Source organism: Sinobaca sp. TMA16-18 (genome assembly GCF_059510535.1).
Genome location: NZ_JCAKFM010000005.1, coordinates 13,130 through 30,240 on the forward strand (window position 1 = coordinate 13,130; position 17,111 = coordinate 30,240).

Below are 17,111 nucleotides of genomic sequence, written 5' to 3' on the forward strand. Positions count from 1 at the left end.
ATCGATACCTGACCTTTTATAGTTTATGCGTTTCTATTTGAAGATAGAATAGGAACGTTTTAAAATTTCATCAGTATGAGTTCTTACGTGCTTCACCACGGAATCGTTGATCTCGCTGTAGAGAGAATGGGTATCCGGGTCAGGAGTAAAAGTTTTTTCGTTTTGAACGAGATGATCGGCCGCATCTGCAAAGCTGTCATAAATATTTAAGTGACGGCATACGCTGACAGCGGCTCCGAGACAGGCGCTGCTGCTGCCTTTTCGCTTATGCACCGGGAGCCCGAATACATCGGACAGAATCTGCAGCAGCACGTCGCTTTTGGCTCCGCCGCCGGTAACGACTACGTTGTCTATGTCCGCATCAATTTCGGTCAGCATCTCATCAATATTGTTTTTTATAGTAAAAGCGATCGCTTCTAATATGGAGCGGTACATATAATACTTTGTATGCCGCTGGTCAAATCCGATCATAATTCCCTTACGATAAGGCTGGTCCGGGCTCGACAGCCAGTCAAGTATTGTGATCAGGCCGTCGCTGCCGGGTGGTACGGCTTCTGCCTGCCGGTTTAAATAGTCTTCCTCGGACAGTCCTGATTGAGCCGCATCCTCTACTAATCCTTCTCCCAGAAGCTTCTTAAACCAGCTGACGGTCCACATGCCCCGCCTGATTCCATTTGATTCATATACATACTGAAAAGGAACCGCCGCAAGGGTAGGAAAGAAGCTGGCCGCCTCTTTAAAATCTTCGCTTCGGACGAGCATAGAGGAAATAAACGTACCGAGGGAAATCATGATCGTCGTTTCATCTTCAATACCGGCTCCGAGTACTTCCACTGCTTTGTCATTTGCCGTCGCGACGACCGGAATGCCCTGTTTCAAGCCAAACTTCTCTGCAAGGTCGTCTCTGATGGATCCTAATGCCTCTCCCGGTTTTACGAGATTAAACAGCATGTCCCGCTGCAGTCCGTTGGCAGCCATTACCGCGTCATCCTGGGACCAGTTTAACGTTTTCCGGTCCAATGGCCAGAACACTTCATAATTAGCGGCGGTGTCATTATATTCTCCGGTCAATTTGAGCCCTAAGTAGCCGGAGGTGGAGGTAACGTAGTGCACTTGATCGTCTTTGTGTTCATATGGTTTGGACAGCCGCATATCCATCCAGCTGATAACAGGCTGGGCCAGAGACCCGTCTTCTTTGAGCAGCACACGGCAGCTTCTAATGGTGCAAAGGCCGATGCCTGCGATGGCCTGTCGGCTGCCGGTGAAATTTTCCAGACAGCTTTGAATTGCACTGTCTACGCTGTGCCACAGATCATCATCCGGATGAACAACGACCCCGGGCTCCGGGGTGAGCGGTTCTTTTAACATGCAGGATCCAAACGCGGCTTCATTGCCGTCTGTATCAAATATAATCACTTTGGTACTCTGCGATCCGTTATCAATACCCATAATATACTGTTCGGCCATCGTATTCCCGCCTTTCGCTTTTCCTGTTTCCCGCTCACCCTCTAATATACTTTTTGATTTCCTTGTCCTGAGGGAAGATCGTTCCATGATTCATCGTGCCTTTAGGATCAAAGGCCTGTTTTAATTTATCAAGCATATAATAGGCAGTTCCGTGTTCCTGCTTCGTCCACTCGGAGCGGTATTTACCGATGCCGTGATGATGGCACATGGACCCTCCGTATTTCAGCGTTTCTTCAATAATAATCTCATGAATAGGGTGGTGGTACGTGAGCATTTCATCTTCAGGCGCACAGTTAATGGTGTAATTATACACAAAGTACATATTTGTTCCGTTGAGGTAGCTGTGCGAAGAGTGGCCGCCGAGCATCGTTAAGTCAGCTGTCCGCTCAAATTCCGTTTTTATGCGGTGCATGACGCTGTCGTAAATTTTAATCACATTCTCCCAGTCTGCCGACACTTCTGTTGTGAACCCATCATGTGTGTTGCGTTCTTTCATATCCTGCACTTCTTTTTCAATTCTGCTTTGATCCCAGTTTAAGTTATCAAACCATGTTTCGATAAAAGAGGAGTCCACTTTTTCGGTAATGCGGGATGAAAACGCAGCGGCCGCCTGGTCAATCGCTTCGTTTGTCGCTTTTACGATACCGAGCGGCCCTTCCACCATGAAAATCAGGACATATTTTTCTTTGTAAAAATGGCTGAAGTGCTGTCTGGCGTCTTCAGGGGAATACACGCGCGCGACAGAAGGCCGGAACCCATTTACCATCACTTCCCGGAGAATCTTAATACCGGCGTCCATATCTTCAACAAGGTAGCCGTGAAACGTATTGTTTTCCGGGTGGAATTTAAACAGCTTGATCGTGACTTCCGTAATGTAGCATAAGGCCCCTTCATTGCCGATCGCAATATGGCGGATGTCGGGCCCTCCGGATCTTCTAGGCACATTTTTAATCCGCGACACATGTCCGTCCGGAAATACGCATTCCAACCCGACGACCATATCTTCTATCGCGCCGTACAATGTAGAAAATTGGCCGATGCTTCGTGTGGAGACGAGTCCGCCCATCTGTGCAACGGGTTTGGATTGGGGGGAATGCCCCGTAGTGTAGCCTGATTTACGTACTTCGTCTTCTAAATCCTGGAGTTTCACACCGGATTGGACGGTCGCCTGCATGTTGTAGGTATCCACTTTGATAATATTGTTCATTTTTGAGCCATCGACAACAATAGTTTTTTCTTTCCAGTTCTCCAACCCGCCTTCGGTCGCCGTTTTCCCGCTCCGGGGAATGACGTTGATGTGATTTTCGTTGCAGTAGGCCAACAGAGTTTTTACTTCTTCCGCGGAATAGGGATAAACAATAGCAAGGGGGGCGGGGACATTCAGAACATGCTTCGCTTTAGCATATTTTTTGTACCGGTCGGCAGAAGCATCATACAGGTCTTCGGACATCGTAACGATCTGTTCTTTTGAAATAAGGTCTGATAGATCTTTAAGCGTTTGTGTACTCATAAACATAATTCTCCTTTGTATTTAATTTATCGAACAAGATAGCCGCCATCGACGGTAACTAGTGTGCCGTTCACATAATTGGACGCATCCGATGCCAAATAAACAACGGTTCCCATTAAATCAAGAATGTTTCCCCAGCGGTTGGCGGGAATGTGATCGAGAACGCGCTGGTTTTTTTCGATATCTGCTCTCGTTAATTTTGTGATGTCGGTTGCAAAATAGCCCGGCGCGATGCCGTTCACTTGAATATTGTACTGAGCGAGCTCATCGCAGTAAGCCTTCGTGAAACCTGCCAGGCCGTGTTTGGTTGCAGCATACGCCGGAGACCATTGGCCGCCCAGAAAAGAGAAGACGGAGCACGTGTTAATGATTTTTCCGCTCTTCTGCTTAATCATATGTTTAGCAGCTTCGTTCGCTAATTCAAAAGGAGCCGTTAAGTTAACGGACACCATTTTGTCCCACTGGAGCCTCGTGAATTCTGTTACATTTTTTTCGTATATGCCGATGCCTGCGTTATTCATCAGAATATCGACCGTGCCAAAGAGATTAATGCATTCCTTTACTATTTCCGTACATACATTATCCTGCGTAATATCAGCAATTTTCAGGTGATACTGAACGCCTTCCTGTTCCACTAATTTCCGGGTCAGGTCGTCATCATCTGTCATACTGACAGCGAATATATTTGCGCCTGCCTTGGCCAGAGCAAGCGTGCATCCCTGGCCGAGCCCTGAATTGCCGCCGGTGATAATGGCCGTTTTTCCCTGCAGGCTGAAAAAATTCATATTAAATGAGGTGATGTCTGGTTCCGTTGGACGCATTCTGTGTCAACTCCTTCCGAACTGTATCCTGAAGTCATCTTAATATGCCGGATGAATAATAACAAGGTTGGAAGTGAGAAATTTTCTTTTTATTTATATAATTATGCCTTCAAAGGAAAATTTTCCTTTGGGAACATAAAGAAACAACCGCCTTTTTTGAAGAAAACGGTTGTTTCTCTGTTTGATCAGCCGTAATGGAACCTCAATAACATAATGAATTATCTATTAAAAGCCACCGGAGCCTCCACCGCCGCCGCCAATACCGCCTCCTCCTCCGACACTTCCACTGCTGGAAGCGCTGAAAGAGCTTGCCGCTTCTGCAGAAGACGATTGGAACTGCGTACTGGCGAGGAGGCCGCCTGTCATAAATATGGGCACATTGCTGTTGTATCCGCCGGAAACCTCCGGCTTGGTTGAGAATTCTTTTGTCAGGTCTTCACTCATTTTCGTGACAGACTTCAAGTTCAACCCAAGTCCGTATACAAAAGCAAGCTTTTGTTCTTCCGGCGGAAGGGACTGCCAGTCGCTCGTTTCATAACGGGCCACTTCGTCTTTATAGTCTTTCCAGTCCCGCAGCAGTTTCCATCCTTTTTCGGTTCTGGGCTGGTACACCAGCGCATATCCGAAAACAAAAAGGAACAGCACCAGCAGGAAAACAAACGGCACGAGCATACCATCTATAATATACAAAATTCCTAAAGCAAGGGGGAGGAAAGCTGCAGTTCCCAGCCTTATTTTGAAACCGCGCTTATTGATTTTTAAAGCCGCTTCCTGTTTTTCTGCTGTAACGGCTTTATCCCATTCGACTTTTTTTGCCTCAAAGGTTTCATAATTCTTTTCGTTCTTCAAATAGTCGGCCATGTCGGAGAGACGAAATACATGTTCCTTTCCCATTTCATCAAACAGCATCGAAACGAGAATCCTTTCATGCGTTCTCAGATTCTCCCGGCTCTCCAGACGAAAGCTGTCTTCTCCTGCCTGCGTCACCTTACCCTGCCTGACAAGATCAAGCAATGAAGCAGTAAGCATTTCAGAGGTGACAGCTGGACTTACATAATACATCGTAGCAGGCATACTCAGCTCAAGCGGCGGCGGCCCGGGAGTGAGGTCATTGGAATAGGCACTTTGTTTCAAGTGGCTGTATTTTCTCCGATCCATATAAATCACGCTTAAAAACAGCAGGGCAAGAAGAGGAATGGCTATCGGTGCAGCATTTGATAGAAAATCCTGGCGGGCAGCGGCGGCAGCCACAGCTTCTTCCTGTTCTTCTTTTTCTTCCTGGATTTCTTCGGCTGCAGAGCCGTCAGCAGTTCGGGCGACACCTTCAAACAGTGTGTTATCAAAAGCGGCGCGGACATCTCCATTTTCTCCGCTTTCCACCTGCCCCATATCAAATAGGACGTATTCGTCAGTGATCTGCTCTGAATTTTCCGCTTCATCGTAGCCGATCGCTTCCGTTTCTTCGGAAGATCCCGGCGGGTGCACCCGAATCTGCACCGACTCGTAATCTGTTTCGTTCGAGCTGTCGAAAAACGCCCAGTAAAATTCGCCGAGATCATCGTAGCGTTCTACCCCGTCTTCAATCGTATACTGAAGATCGACGGTAAAGCTTTCATCTTCTCCCGGCCGGTGAATACGGTGAACGATTTCTTCTTCCGTCTCGATTTCCAGCGGTTCTCCATTTTCAAATGCTTCTATATTTTCAATAGGAGCATATTCCGGGTGATTCAGCGTTCTGACAACGCCATTGAATTCCCCTTCAAAGTCATAAGTAAAAGATTCTTCCACCTGCACTGTCCCATCTTCCTGCAGAAAAGCATCAATTTCTGCTTCAGGAATCGTGAGTTCAAACGCGCCGGCAGTCGTTGGAGCTGCTAATAAAAATACAGAAGCAAGTATCGCGGCACTGATTTTTATTCTCATGCGAATCCCTCCTCTTTAGGTAAGTATACTAAAATATGGAGGTTTATATTATAATTCTGCGTACTTAAAGATACTATCCGCATTTTTATATAATGCTTTTACCAATTCTGTCTGTGAATTCGATCAAAAAAGTTAAAATCATTTGAAAGTTTACGTTTTGAATTTATATTTTTACATTTTTTAGGTTATAATAATTTTGATTGCTGGTAAAGAAAATGAGTTTGAAAGAAAGACGGGAGCGGATACTGCAGACTTGCTAATTTGACTCCAAAGAAACAAGTTTATTTTGTAGCATTTTGGGAAAAAAGTAAATAAGGTTTAATTATGGAAAAATTAATATTATATAAACCTCTCGCATGATTTCGGAATCGCGAAATTAGAGAATCTGTATGCCTGAAGAAAAACGCTTTGAATAACTGTTTGTACAATAGTAATAGAAGGAAGAGGTGAGCTGCTTGAGTTTAGGTATACTCCTTGTATTACTTACGATTATATTTGTTATTTATTTCAGGTCAAACACCTTAAAAGTTATTTACGTTAGTTTAGGGTTACTTGCTTGCGGCGTAGTTTGTTTTATTGTGTTTGTCATTGCCATTGGTACGATGAATCCAGCTTATGGCTCTGTTATGCGATTGGACATAGCTCATTATAGCCTGCAGGCCTCACTGGTCTTAATTCCAAGCGGTGTTCTTATGAGTATTAGCGCCATTGTTTTCCATCGTACGCGTAAAAAAACTTCATAAGAATTTCGATCTTGAAGCTTCTCTGCCCATTGAAAAAGGATCTATTGAGTAAGGTCAGAAGGCCCAAATCTCTATCAGGTATGAGTGCTTAATCTATACAAAAAAGTACTTACATTTAATATGGAAATCACGATGTTTATAAAATCGAATCGTTCAAAAAAGCTTTTCTTCTTTATGTAAAGAAACACCCCAAACTCGCATGTTTGACTGCGATGATATGGAGGTGTTTTTTTAATGAATACCAACGGTTTATAGAAAGCAGCTGCAATGTTTTCTAGTGGCTGTGGTTTTTCATATGATCATAAACTATATGTTTAAAGTCATCTACGGTGTCTTTATTGCTATGCATAGGGGTTAATTGAATAGGGTGGATTTTCAATAAAAAGAAAAAAGGACGACTGCCGTAATCATAGATAGAAGTGAAGTTTTTCTTGTTTAAGAATAAATTAAGTCTTGAAATGTTTGAAATCGATAAATTTATTTTTAAAAAAAGGTATTTAATAACAATATAATAAGTAGTGAATAGAAGAAAAAGGATACCTAATATAATGCCTATCCGCATCGCATATTCAAAGACCGATTGAAGGACAAAACAGCCCAATAAAGAAGTAATCATTATTGCTAAAAACTCTGTATGGGATAATTTTATGTAACTCTGCGTTTTGAAAATAAAGTGTAAAACATAAGAATTGCGTCAAATATCACAACATTTAAAAATATGGAATTTTAATTGATTTTATTCCATTTTATGTATAAACTCAGGGTGAATTAAATTTCAAAAGAAAGAGTTCCATGTATTTATCTTTGGATGTAAAACTTTTAGAAAGTCTTATGATCATAAAAAAGGAGAGATATTATGGTGAAAATCAAAAGCAAACGTACGGTAATTAGTCTCTTAACAGCTGTATTACTTATGTTTAGCTTTGCCTTATCCCCTATGACACACCAAGCCCATGCTGTTGAAACAGTGAATCCTGAAACATTTACACAGGAGGATATCCCTAATTTGGATATTAGCGACAAGGAAAAGGGTATTTTAAATGGCGTGTATTACGACCCTCAGACAGATGAGCTATTGTTTGATAAATCCCAAGGAGAAGAATATTATTCTTTTTCAGAGGATGAAATAGCTCAAGTGGAATCACAATTGAGTGATGTTCCTGAAGATAACATTGATCAAATCCAAGCAGGTTCTGATGATGGTGGAATAACGACCCAGGTAGCTCCAGCTGTTATTTGGGGCGGTGTAGCTGTTGTTGGTATATTTACGGGGGGCGCGCTGATTTTCTCTTCGATGTATTTTAATCATCAGGAAAAGCAAAACTTAGTTAATAGATGTTATGATGAAGGAGGAACACCATCTATTGACAATCAGGATGCAGCTGGTGTCAGTGGTACAACAGATTCCGGTGCTGCTGAACGGAGTGGTGGCTATGAATTTGAATGTGTTGAGTGACCCATGTCATGTTCTTGAGGAGGGATATTTGTGAGTGTTTTTAGCTTATTTATTATCGCGTTAATTGGCATTGTGATTTTTTCATTAGGCATGTGCACGTGGGCGACGATTCAACATTATCGCTCGACGAAAAACGAACAAAATATCCGGCTGGCAGAATTGGAAGAGAAAAGAAAAGAACGGGAGCAGTATTCGACCGACTCCTAATTGTTGAATAGAATCGATCATGCTAAAAGAGGCAAAGACCTTCCGCTGAGGAGGCTTTGCTTCTTTTTTTATAGTTAAATATTTCATGAGTAAAAGTAGAATTTTATTAGTCTGAGAAAAAATAAAATGCGACATTTTCAAAAATGTACAATACTCATTTTCAGTCCGTAAAATTCACTGGTTTTTGAAAGGTTAAGGACGAGCACTTTGTCCCGAAGCACTGAATCAATACTTCTGCTAATACCCTGGACCCCTTGTCCGGAATTTCTCACGCCAAGAAATGGTAAGTAATTCGGCTCGCGTGATGTTTTACTATTCACACTCCGCTAGTTTGATTGGTGTTATTTTGCTTGTGAATTTGAGTTCGTATGTATTTGGTTTTGATATTAGTTGGTTCACAGATTTTTTAGATAACTATAGCAATTATAATGAAAGGTTTTAGAAATGATCGTTCTTAACCTGATGAATCGATTAATGCAGCGTAATCCTCCCTACCATATGTAAGCGTTATCATATATACTTAAAAGAAGAGACAATACGACACGGCAATTCCACTCATACACTTCTATCATGCAGATAAAAAAGCAGACCTGTCTTTTATAAAATATAATTGAGGTGAGCTTCATGATGGCTGGTCAGGTAACAAAAGAGCAGTGGAAGCGGTTCGTGCAGGAAGGGTCGCTGGACACGTCCAGGATCAGCAGACGGATTGCCGCTTCCTGGTACCAGTGCCGGAAAAACGGAGTGGATCCATACAATGGAAAAGGGATTCTGCGCCTTGAGAGCGGGGCCCTTCAGAAAAAACGCGAGGAAAACAAACGGCTGATCGAAATTGCGGTGCCATTTATGCAGAAGCTGGCACAGATGTATGCCCAAACGAACATGATCATTCTGCTGATTGACAGAGATGGCTATGTATTAAAGCTGATGGGCCAGGACAAAGCAAAAGCGCTTGCAACGCATATTAATTTTACAGAAGGCGTAAAGTGGACGGAAAAGGAAGTCGGCACGAATGCGATTGGGACGGCGCTCTCTACAGGAGAAGCTATTACGGTGAACGGACCGGAGCATTTCTCGCTGGCCTCCCAGAGCTGGGGGTGTTCGGCTTCCCCGATCCGGGATGAAAGAGGAGATGTGATCGGCATTCTCGATATTTCCAGCCCATCCGCGGCGGGTTATCATGAGCATCTGCTCGGCACGGTCGTTTCCGCCGCCTACGCGATTGAGCATAAGTGGCAGCAGGTTATTAAAGAAGAAGAAATTGCCCTCATGCATTATGCGCTCGAGCGTCTTGGGAAACAGGAGACGTCCTTTCTTGTAGCGGACCGCAGGGGCCGTATTGTGTATCTTTCCCCGGAGGCAAAAAAGAGCCTGAGCGTATCCCCGGGTGACTCTATGGAAAATCTGCCTTTTGCCGGGACCAGGCAGCCGGTATATTCGTTAAACGATGGACAGGTGATCGGAAGTTACGTGGCAGTTCCGGTGAAAGAACCGGAACGATATGGCACCGGCTGGACCGAAACCTTTGCCTTTAAAGGAGTCACCGGTGCAAGCAGCGCATTCAGGCACGTGCTTGAAAAAGCGGAAAAAGCCTCCCGTACGAATGTCACCGTTCATATAACGGGGGAGACGGGTACCGGAAAAGAAGTGATGGCCCGATCTATCCACGAAAACCATGCCGGTTCCAATGCCCCGTTTATTGCGATTAACTGCGGAGCCGTTCCGGCCAATCTGCTCGAAAGCGAGCTGTTCGGCTATGCGCCGGGAGCGTTTACGGGCGCAAAGAAAGAGGGCGCTCCCGGAAAAATCGTGCAGGCGGATGGAGGCACACTGTTTTTGGATGAAATTGGTGAAATTCCGGCTGCGATGCAGGTGGCACTGCTGCGGGTTCTTCAGGAAAAAGAAGTCACGCCGGTCGGAGGAGACAAAACAAGACGCGTCCACTTCCGGCTGATTACCGCATCCAACCGGCCGCTCGGCGAACAGGTACAGAGCGGCACCTTCCGGGAGGATTTGTATTACCGGATTTACGTATATGCGATTCATCTGCCGCCGCTGCGCCGGCGCCGGGAGGACATTCCTGCGCTCGTGCACTACTATTTTCATCAAAACGGACGGCTGTTTACGTGGACGGAAGAATCCATTCAAGTGCTGCAGCGGCAGAAATGGGAAGGCAACATCCGCGAACTGTTTAATGTGCTCGAAGGCCTGTATGTAGAATTTCAGGAGGAAACGCCTACTGCCCGTCAGATCGAAGCCTACATGCAGCAGATTTCCCCCGAGCATGAGGAAGCACCGCCGGCTCCGTCGCTTTCTGTCCGGGAGCAGATGGAAAAGGATTATCTGGAAAAGGCGCTGCGTCAGCACGGGGGGAAAGCCTCCCTGGCAGCAGAACAGCTCGGCATTCCCCGAAGCTCCTTTTACCGGAAATTAGCTAAGTACAAGCTTTCCTGAAAAAAGACAGAGTGGGACGATTTGAGACAAAATGGGACATGTCCCGCAGATTCCCAATTTCATACAGAATAAAAAGAAGAGAATGCTTATTTTGTAAGCGTTCTCTTTTTTGGCATGGATTTTGCAATTAATCATAGTAGAACGGCCGGCTTCCGGCATCATTTACTCATAAGGAGGTTAACGAGAATGGGAGTATCGGAAACGCAGCAGAAGTCACTTACGTCGGAAAAAGCAAAATGGATGTATCAGAAGATGGCAGAAATACGCAGGTTTGAAGACCAGGTTCATGAAACGTTCAGCACAGGCGTCCTGCCGGGATTTGTTCACTTGTATGCAGGAGAAGAAGCGGTGGCAGTCGGAGTATGTGCGCATCTCGATGACAAGGACAGCATCACAAGCACCCACCGCGGCCATGGTCACTGCATTGCCAAAGGGTGTGACCTGAAAGGCATGATGGCCGAAATTTACGGTAAATCGACCGGGCTGTGTAAAGGAAAAGGCGGTTCGATGCACATTGCAGATGTCAGCAAAGGCATGCTTGGTGCAAACGGGATTGTAGGAGGTGGTTTCCCTCTCGCAACCGGAGCAGGGCTGTCAGCCAAACTCCGCAAAACAGGCGGGGTGGCGGTTTGTTTCTTTGGTGACGGTGCCAATAACCACGGCACATTCCACGAAGGCATCAACATGGCGGCGATTTGGAAGCTTCCGGTTATCTTTGTCGCGGAAAACAACGGGTACGCAGAAGCCACTCCATTTGAATATGCGTCCAGCTGCGAATCGATTGCCGACCGGGCGGCCTCTTACAATATTCCGGGTGAAACGGTGGACGGCAAAGATACGATGGCAGTATATGAAGCAGCGGAACGCGCTGTAGAGCGGGCAAGAAACGGAGAAGGCCCGACGTTAATTGAATGCACAACGTACCGCAACTACGGCCACTTCGAAGGAGACGCCCAGAAGTACAAAACGAATGAAGAGCGCGAGGAGCACCTAAAGGAACTGGATGCGATTATCCGCTTCCGCCAGCACGTATTGACTACGGATCTGGCGTCAGAAGATGAGCTTCATTCCATTGACGAAAACGTAAGGAAAGAAATAGAAGATGCGGTGGAATTTGCAGAGAAAAGTCCAATGCCGGAAGCAGACCAGCTCACCACAGATGTGTACGTCGAATACCAGCCGGGCGGGGAGGAATAAAAGATGACAAGAAAAATATCTTTTTCGGATGCAGTCAATGAAGCTATGGCAATTACGATGCGAAATGATGAACATGTGATTCTACTTGGAGAGGATGTAGCGGGCGGAGCGAACGTAGACCACCTGCAGGATGAAGAAGCGTGGGGAGGCGTAATGGGCGTCACCCAGGGACTCGTTCAGGAATTTGGACGCGACCGGGTTCTCGATACGCCGATTGCAGAAGCGGGCTACGTCGGCGCGGCCGTCAGCGCAGCGGCAACCGGTATGAGACCGATTGCCGAGCTGATGTTTAACGACTTTATCGGCAGCTGCCTTGATGAAGTGATGAACCAGGGCGCGAAGCTGCGCTACATGTTTGGCGGGCACGCGAAAATTCCGCTTGTTATCCGCACGATGCACGGCGCCGGGTTCCGGGCGGCGGCCCAGCATTCGCAGAGCTTGTATGGCATGTTTACCGCTATTCCAGGGCTTAAGGTCGTTGTGCCTTCAACGCCGGCTGATGCCAAAGGGCTTTTAATTTCCGCGATTGAAGACGATGACATTGTGATCTTCTTTGAAGACAAGACACTCTACAATGTTAAAGGAGAAGTACCGGAAGGTCATTACAAAATCCCAATCGGCAAAGCGGATATTAAGCGGGAAGGCGATGACGTAACGATTGTTGCAATCGGCAAACAGGTACAGACGGCACTCGATGCAGCCGCCAAGCTGGCAGAAAAAGGCATTCAGGCCGAAATAGTAGATCCGCGCAGCCTGTCGCCGCTTGATGAAGACACTATTTTAAAATCGGTCCAGAAAACAAGCCGGCTCGTCATTGTTGACGAAGCCAATCCACGCTGCAACGCAGCTACCGATATTTCAGCCATGGTAGCGGATAAAGGCTTTGATTTCCTTGATGCCCCAATAAAGATGGTAACCGCACCACACAGCCCGGTTCCGTTTTCCCCATCATTGGAAGATCTGTATCTGCCATCTCCGGAGAAAGTGATTAAAGCGGTCGCTGAACTGATTGACGACGAATCCATTGTCGCAAGCTGATAAACCTAAGAACAGGCTGAAGGAGAGTGAGGCGCATGGCACAGGAAGTGGTGATGCCTAAATTTGGAATGAGCATGGAGGAAGGCACGATCGTGGAATGGCTCGTTAAACCGAACGATGAAGTGAAAAAAGGGGACCCCCTTGTCACGATCAGCTCCGATAAAATTACGAATGAGCTGGAAGCCCCGGCCGACGGGGTCATTATCGAAGTGATTGCAGAGGTGGATGATACGCTGGCGGTAGGGAAGCCGCTCGCCTATATTGGGGAAAAAGGGGAAAAGCCGAAACCTGGTGCCAAGACCGATGATAAAGCGCCGGAAGCCGGGCAGCAGTCATCGTCGGCCGAGGTGGAAGAAGCGCCGAGAACAAACGGCCGATCGGCGTCAGATTCCAGGCATATTAAAATTTCTCCGGCGGCTAAAAAGCTGGCAAAATCAAAAAACATTCCGCTCGAAGAGCTTTCAGGCACGGGACCGCAGGGACGAATTACCAAGCAGGACGTAGAAAATCATGCTGTGTCTGTCCCGGAGGAACCAGCGCCTCAAACGGAAATCGTTCCTTACGCCGGGATAGAAGAAGCCGTAACAAAAACACCGGTAAGGGGCATACGAAAAGCCATCGCAGAGAATTTGCATCAAAGCCTGCTGCAGAGCGCACAGCTGACGTTAATGAAAAAAGCAGATGTAACGGATCTGCTCAGCGTGCAGAAGCAGGCCAAGCAAAGCCTGGAGCAAAACGGGGAGCCCGTGACGCTGACGCTGACCGCTTTTATTGCCAAGGCGGTCGTGAAAAGCCTGCAGGCTCATCCCGGCATGAACAGTGCCTATATTGAAGACGCGATTCATACGTATCCATACGTTCATTTAGGTATTGCCGCGTCGCTTGATGACGGTCTGATCGTGCCGGTAGTGTTCCATGCCGAACTGCAATCGGTTTTGGGACTGGCGGAGAGCATTCAAACCCTGGCAGAAAAAGCACGTGAAAACCGGCTCGATACAAACGAAATGTCCGGCTCGACGTTTACCATTACGAACCTGGGAGCAACAGGAATCGAGTACTTCACCCCGATTCTGAACCCGCCGGAAGCCGGTATCCTCGGCATCGGCTCGCTGCAGGAAGAAGTGGTTATGATCGAAGGGCAGCCGCAGGCACGGAAATTTCTGCCGCTCAGCTTAACCTTTGACCACCGCATCATTGACGGCGATCCGGCAAGCCGGTTTCTAAAAGATGTCGCAGCTTCACTGGAGCATCCGTATCAGATGATGCTGTAGGAGGTGGGCGGATGAAGGAGCAGAACACAGAGCTTCTTATTATCGGTGCGGGTCCCGGAGGATATGTGGCCGCAATCCGTGCGGCCCAAAATGGCACAAAGGTGACGATAGTGGATAAAGGTGAGCTCGGCGGCACATGTTTAAACGTGGGCTGTATTCCCTCCAAAGCGTTAATTGAAGCCGGTCACTATGCAGCGATGCCCGCCCGGGCGGCATTAGCCGGCATCCAATATCCGGAGCCGGAAATTGATTTTCAGAAGCTGCAGCAGTGGAAAACAGGCATTGTAAAACAGCTTACAGGCGGAGTGAAAGGGCTGCTGCAGGCAGCGGGGGTGACTATTTTAAAGGGAAAAGCGGCTTTCGTTGATCCTAAACGGGTAAAGGTAACGGGAGAAGAGGAGCAGGAAATCACATTTTCTCACTGCATCGTGGCCACCGGCTCCTCTCCTATTGAAATTCCGGCGTTTCCTTTTAATGCCCGCACGCTTTCGTCGACTGAAGCGCTTGCTTTAACCAAAAAGCCGGAGTCGATAACGGTAATTGGCGGCGGCTATATCGGCATCGAACTTGGGACGATGTTTGCCAATTTCGGAACGGAAGTAACGATCATTGAAGGATTGTCTTCCATTCTGCCTGGGTTTCCAGCGTCTATGTCCAAGCTGGTCGCTAAAGAGCTGGAAGCCCGGTCAAACGTGGCTGTTCATACAGATACGAAAGTAACGAAGGTGGAGACGACTGAAAAATCCGCTTCCGTCACGTATGAAAAAGGCGGGCAGACAGAAACACTGGAAAGTGAGTATGTGCTTGTGACCGTAGGGAGAAAGCCTAATACAGAGAAGCTGGAGCTGGAGAAGGCAGGCATAATGGTCGATGGAAAAGGCTTTATTGAGGTGAGTCCGGCCTGTCGTACAAGCGTGTCTCATATTTTTGCGATCGGGGATATTACGCCGGGACCGGCTCTTGCCCACCGCGCTTCCAAACAGGGGAAATTAGTATGCGAGGCACTGGAAGGAGAGGATGGCGACAGCACCGATTACGTTATTCCAGCTGTCGTTTTCTCAGATCCGCCGCTCGCTTCGGTCGGTTTGTCGAAAGACGCCGCGGAAAAAGAAGGATACGAAGTGAACGCAGATAATTTTCCGATAAACCACAATGGCCGGGCTCTGACATTAAATGCTGGAGCCGGAATGGTTAAGCTGATCACCGATCGGGCAGACGGAACGATATTAGGTGCAGAAGCGTCGGGGGAAGGCGCTCCGGAGCTCATCAACGAACTGGCCGTCTGCATTCAATCCGGTTTAACTGCTGAAGACGTTTCTCTTGTTGTCCATGCGCATCCGACGCTTGGAGAAAGCATCATGGAAGCTGCAGACAAAGCAATCGGCACGCCGATTCATCAATTGTAGAAGCAGGAGAGTGCGCTCTCCTGCTTTTTAATGTGGAAAATCATCGAAAAAGCACCAATCCGGCAATAAGGGTTTTTATTTTTGTTATACTAATGAAGAGCTTTCTCTGTCCGCCGGACTTGGCGGCACGCTGTTTATTTCTTATACTATTTATCATAGAAGGGAGTTATGAATGACAATGACCTCAATAAATATACTTGTGATCGTAATCAGCCTGGGAGCTGCCTTGTTTGCATGGCTGCAGGCAAATACAGCTAAAAAGCAGGCACAGGCCGCAGCAGAACAGGTTACCATTGCCCAGGATCACATAGAATATGTGAAAAAGAACTACGAGCAGGAAGAAAGCCGGCTCCGAAACGAAATCGACAATCAGCATAAAGCCTTTTTCACGATCGATAAGGTGATAAAAGGAGCGCGCCAGGAAATCGTTATTACCAATATTGGTAACGGCGAAGCAAGAATTACAGAAATTTTATTTGACGGCGCCGATTATACTGAACACCGCTCCTACGAAGGCAGCAACTGGAGAAAAGGAGTCATTAAAGGAAACGGAGCCAACATTATCATTACTTTGATCCCGAGCAAGTTTCACCGGTTAAATGAAATTGAAGTATTCTGGACCGACGAAGTCGGCGAAGACAGCACTCATAAGCTTATTTAATACATAAGGCGTGCCTGAAAAGGGACGTCTTTTTATCAGCTTGGAAAGCCCGCCGCGCGTGGTATAATAGGTAGATGATTTGATACATATAACAGGGGGAACGACACATATGATATTTGCAGCTATTGAAGGCAGCCGCGGAATTATTTCCGGCGGAACCGGCAGCATTACCTCTCTTCCCGTGCCTACAGGAAGTGCTAACTTTTTTGACTTACTCGTCATTATTATGACGCCTATTCTGCTTTTTACTTTTGCTATTGCTCTCCGTCGCATGCTAAAAGACAAGCTGAACCGAAACTACGCCGTATTTCTCGGCATGATTGCCATGGAGTGGCTGCTTGCTTCTATCGTACTCAATATTATTTATGGCAGCCTGCTGTACCGGAATGCCGGCTTGTATTTGTTTGAACTGTTTGGAGGCGGCTTTTTAACAAGTCTTTTAAATATTATTGCGTACGGTGCTCTTTATCAAATTATGCTCAGCTCCATCATTACGGCCAAGCGGAAAATCGAAGAGCACTCCGGTTCAAAAACCCTGCATTTAATGGACATGCTGATTCTGTCGTCCCGGGACCGCACCGATTTATCACGGGCAGTGCGGGATGATATTGCCCATCAGCTGTCCGCCAACAGCAAGCTCAAGAAAGAGCATCAATATTATTTAAAGCGGGCGATGGCGATATACAATGAAGACCTGTCGACGTCTATGAGTACACGGTCCGGACGAATTGAGATGGAGCGTTACACGATGCAGAACGAAGAAATTTCCCATCCAATGAGCTATGTCTCCGCCATTTATAATATTATGCGCCAGCAGTTCCGGCCGAGCCGGCCGGTCCGCCGCTGACAGCGAAGAGTCTTCTTTTTAAAAAGGGAAGACTCTTTTTTATACATATATGGAGGCGTTTACAAATAAACAAAGGTAGGATATGATGATAAAAAGTCGACGGTCGACGG

The 17,111-nt window shown here is 46.7% G+C and carries 14 protein-coding genes; 10 read left to right on the forward strand and 4 right to left on the reverse strand.

Features of this window, described 5'->3' with window-relative positions:
* Positions 1 to 33: 33 nt before the first annotated feature.
* From AC5W14_RS10350 to AC5W14_RS10365, 4 genes are all read right to left on the reverse strand, one after another.
* Positions 34 to 1,467: an FGGY-family carbohydrate kinase gene (locus AC5W14_RS10350; protein WP_496194338.1), complete on the reverse strand. Its 1,434-nt coding sequence runs from the start codon at positions 1,465 to 1,467 to the stop codon at positions 34 to 36.
* Between the two features lie 34 nt (positions 1,468 to 1,501).
* Positions 1,502 to 2,977, reverse strand: coding sequence for an FAD-binding oxidoreductase (locus tag AC5W14_RS10355; RefSeq protein ID WP_496194339.1), 1,476 nt, complete (start codon positions 2,975 to 2,977; stop codon positions 1,502 to 1,504).
* 26 nt (positions 2,978 to 3,003) lie between these two features.
* Positions 3,004 to 3,798 (reverse strand): SDR family oxidoreductase, encoded by a 795-nt coding sequence (locus AC5W14_RS10360; RefSeq protein ID WP_496057994.1) that lies wholly within the window; start codon positions 3,796 to 3,798, stop codon positions 3,004 to 3,006.
* Between the two features lie 225 nt (positions 3,799 to 4,023).
* Positions 4,024 to 5,721 carry a DUF2207 domain-containing protein gene (locus AC5W14_RS10365; RefSeq protein WP_496194340.1) on the reverse strand — a complete coding sequence of 566 codons (1,698 nt, stop codon included), beginning with the start codon at positions 5,719 to 5,721 and terminating at the stop codon, positions 4,024 to 4,026.
* A 455-nt stretch (positions 5,722 to 6,176) separates the two neighbouring features.
* Here AC5W14_RS10365 and AC5W14_RS10370 point away from each other — a divergent pair, with 455 nt between their 5' ends.
* From AC5W14_RS10370 to AC5W14_RS10415, 10 genes are all read left to right on the forward strand, one after another.
* Positions 6,177 to 6,464 carry a hypothetical protein gene (locus tag AC5W14_RS10370; protein WP_496194341.1) on the forward strand — a complete coding sequence of 96 codons (288 nt, stop codon included), beginning with the start codon at positions 6,177 to 6,179 and terminating at the stop codon, positions 6,462 to 6,464.
* A gap of 856 nt (positions 6,465 to 7,320) precedes the next feature.
* Positions 7,321 to 7,920: a hypothetical protein gene (locus tag AC5W14_RS10375; RefSeq protein ID WP_496194342.1), complete on the forward strand. Its 600-nt coding sequence runs from the start codon at positions 7,321 to 7,323 to the stop codon at positions 7,918 to 7,920.
* Between the two features lie 30 nt (positions 7,921 to 7,950).
* The gene (locus AC5W14_RS10380; protein WP_496194343.1) at positions 7,951 to 8,127 is read left to right on the forward strand and encodes a hypothetical protein; all 177 of its coding nucleotides are present in this window, start codon (positions 7,951 to 7,953) and stop codon (positions 8,125 to 8,127) included.
* A gap of 624 nt (positions 8,128 to 8,751) precedes the next feature.
* A complete protein-coding gene (locus AC5W14_RS10385; RefSeq protein WP_496194344.1) occupies positions 8,752 to 10,581 on the forward strand; it encodes a sigma-54-dependent Fis family transcriptional regulator in 1,830 nt (609 codons plus the stop codon).
* Between the two features lie 186 nt (positions 10,582 to 10,767).
* Complete coding sequence (locus AC5W14_RS10390) at positions 10,768 to 11,778, forward strand: thiamine pyrophosphate-dependent dehydrogenase E1 component subunit alpha (RefSeq protein ID WP_496057988.1); 1,011 nt, start codon at positions 10,768 to 10,770, stop codon at positions 11,776 to 11,778.
* A 3-nt stretch (positions 11,779 to 11,781) separates the two neighbouring features.
* The gene (locus AC5W14_RS10395; RefSeq protein ID WP_496057987.1) at positions 11,782 to 12,816 is read left to right on the forward strand and encodes an alpha-ketoacid dehydrogenase subunit beta; all 1,035 of its coding nucleotides are present in this window, start codon (positions 11,782 to 11,784) and stop codon (positions 12,814 to 12,816) included.
* A gap of 35 nt (positions 12,817 to 12,851) precedes the next feature.
* Positions 12,852 to 14,087: a dihydrolipoamide acetyltransferase family protein gene (locus AC5W14_RS10400; protein WP_496057986.1), complete on the forward strand. Its 1,236-nt coding sequence runs from the start codon at positions 12,852 to 12,854 to the stop codon at positions 14,085 to 14,087.
* 11 nt (positions 14,088 to 14,098) lie between these two features.
* Entirely contained in the window at positions 14,099 to 15,493 is a 1,395-nt protein-coding gene (gene lpdA, locus AC5W14_RS10405; RefSeq protein ID WP_496194345.1) for a dihydrolipoyl dehydrogenase, read from the forward strand.
* Between the two features lie 172 nt (positions 15,494 to 15,665).
* A complete protein-coding gene (locus AC5W14_RS10410) occupies positions 15,666 to 16,154 on the forward strand; it encodes a hypothetical protein (RefSeq protein ID WP_496057984.1) in 489 nt (162 codons plus the stop codon).
* 109 nt (positions 16,155 to 16,263) lie between these two features.
* Positions 16,264 to 17,001, forward strand: a complete 738-nt coding sequence (locus AC5W14_RS10415) for a hypothetical protein (RefSeq protein ID WP_496057983.1) — start codon at positions 16,264 to 16,266, stop codon at positions 16,999 to 17,001.
* Positions 17,002 to 17,111: the final 110 nt, after the last annotated feature.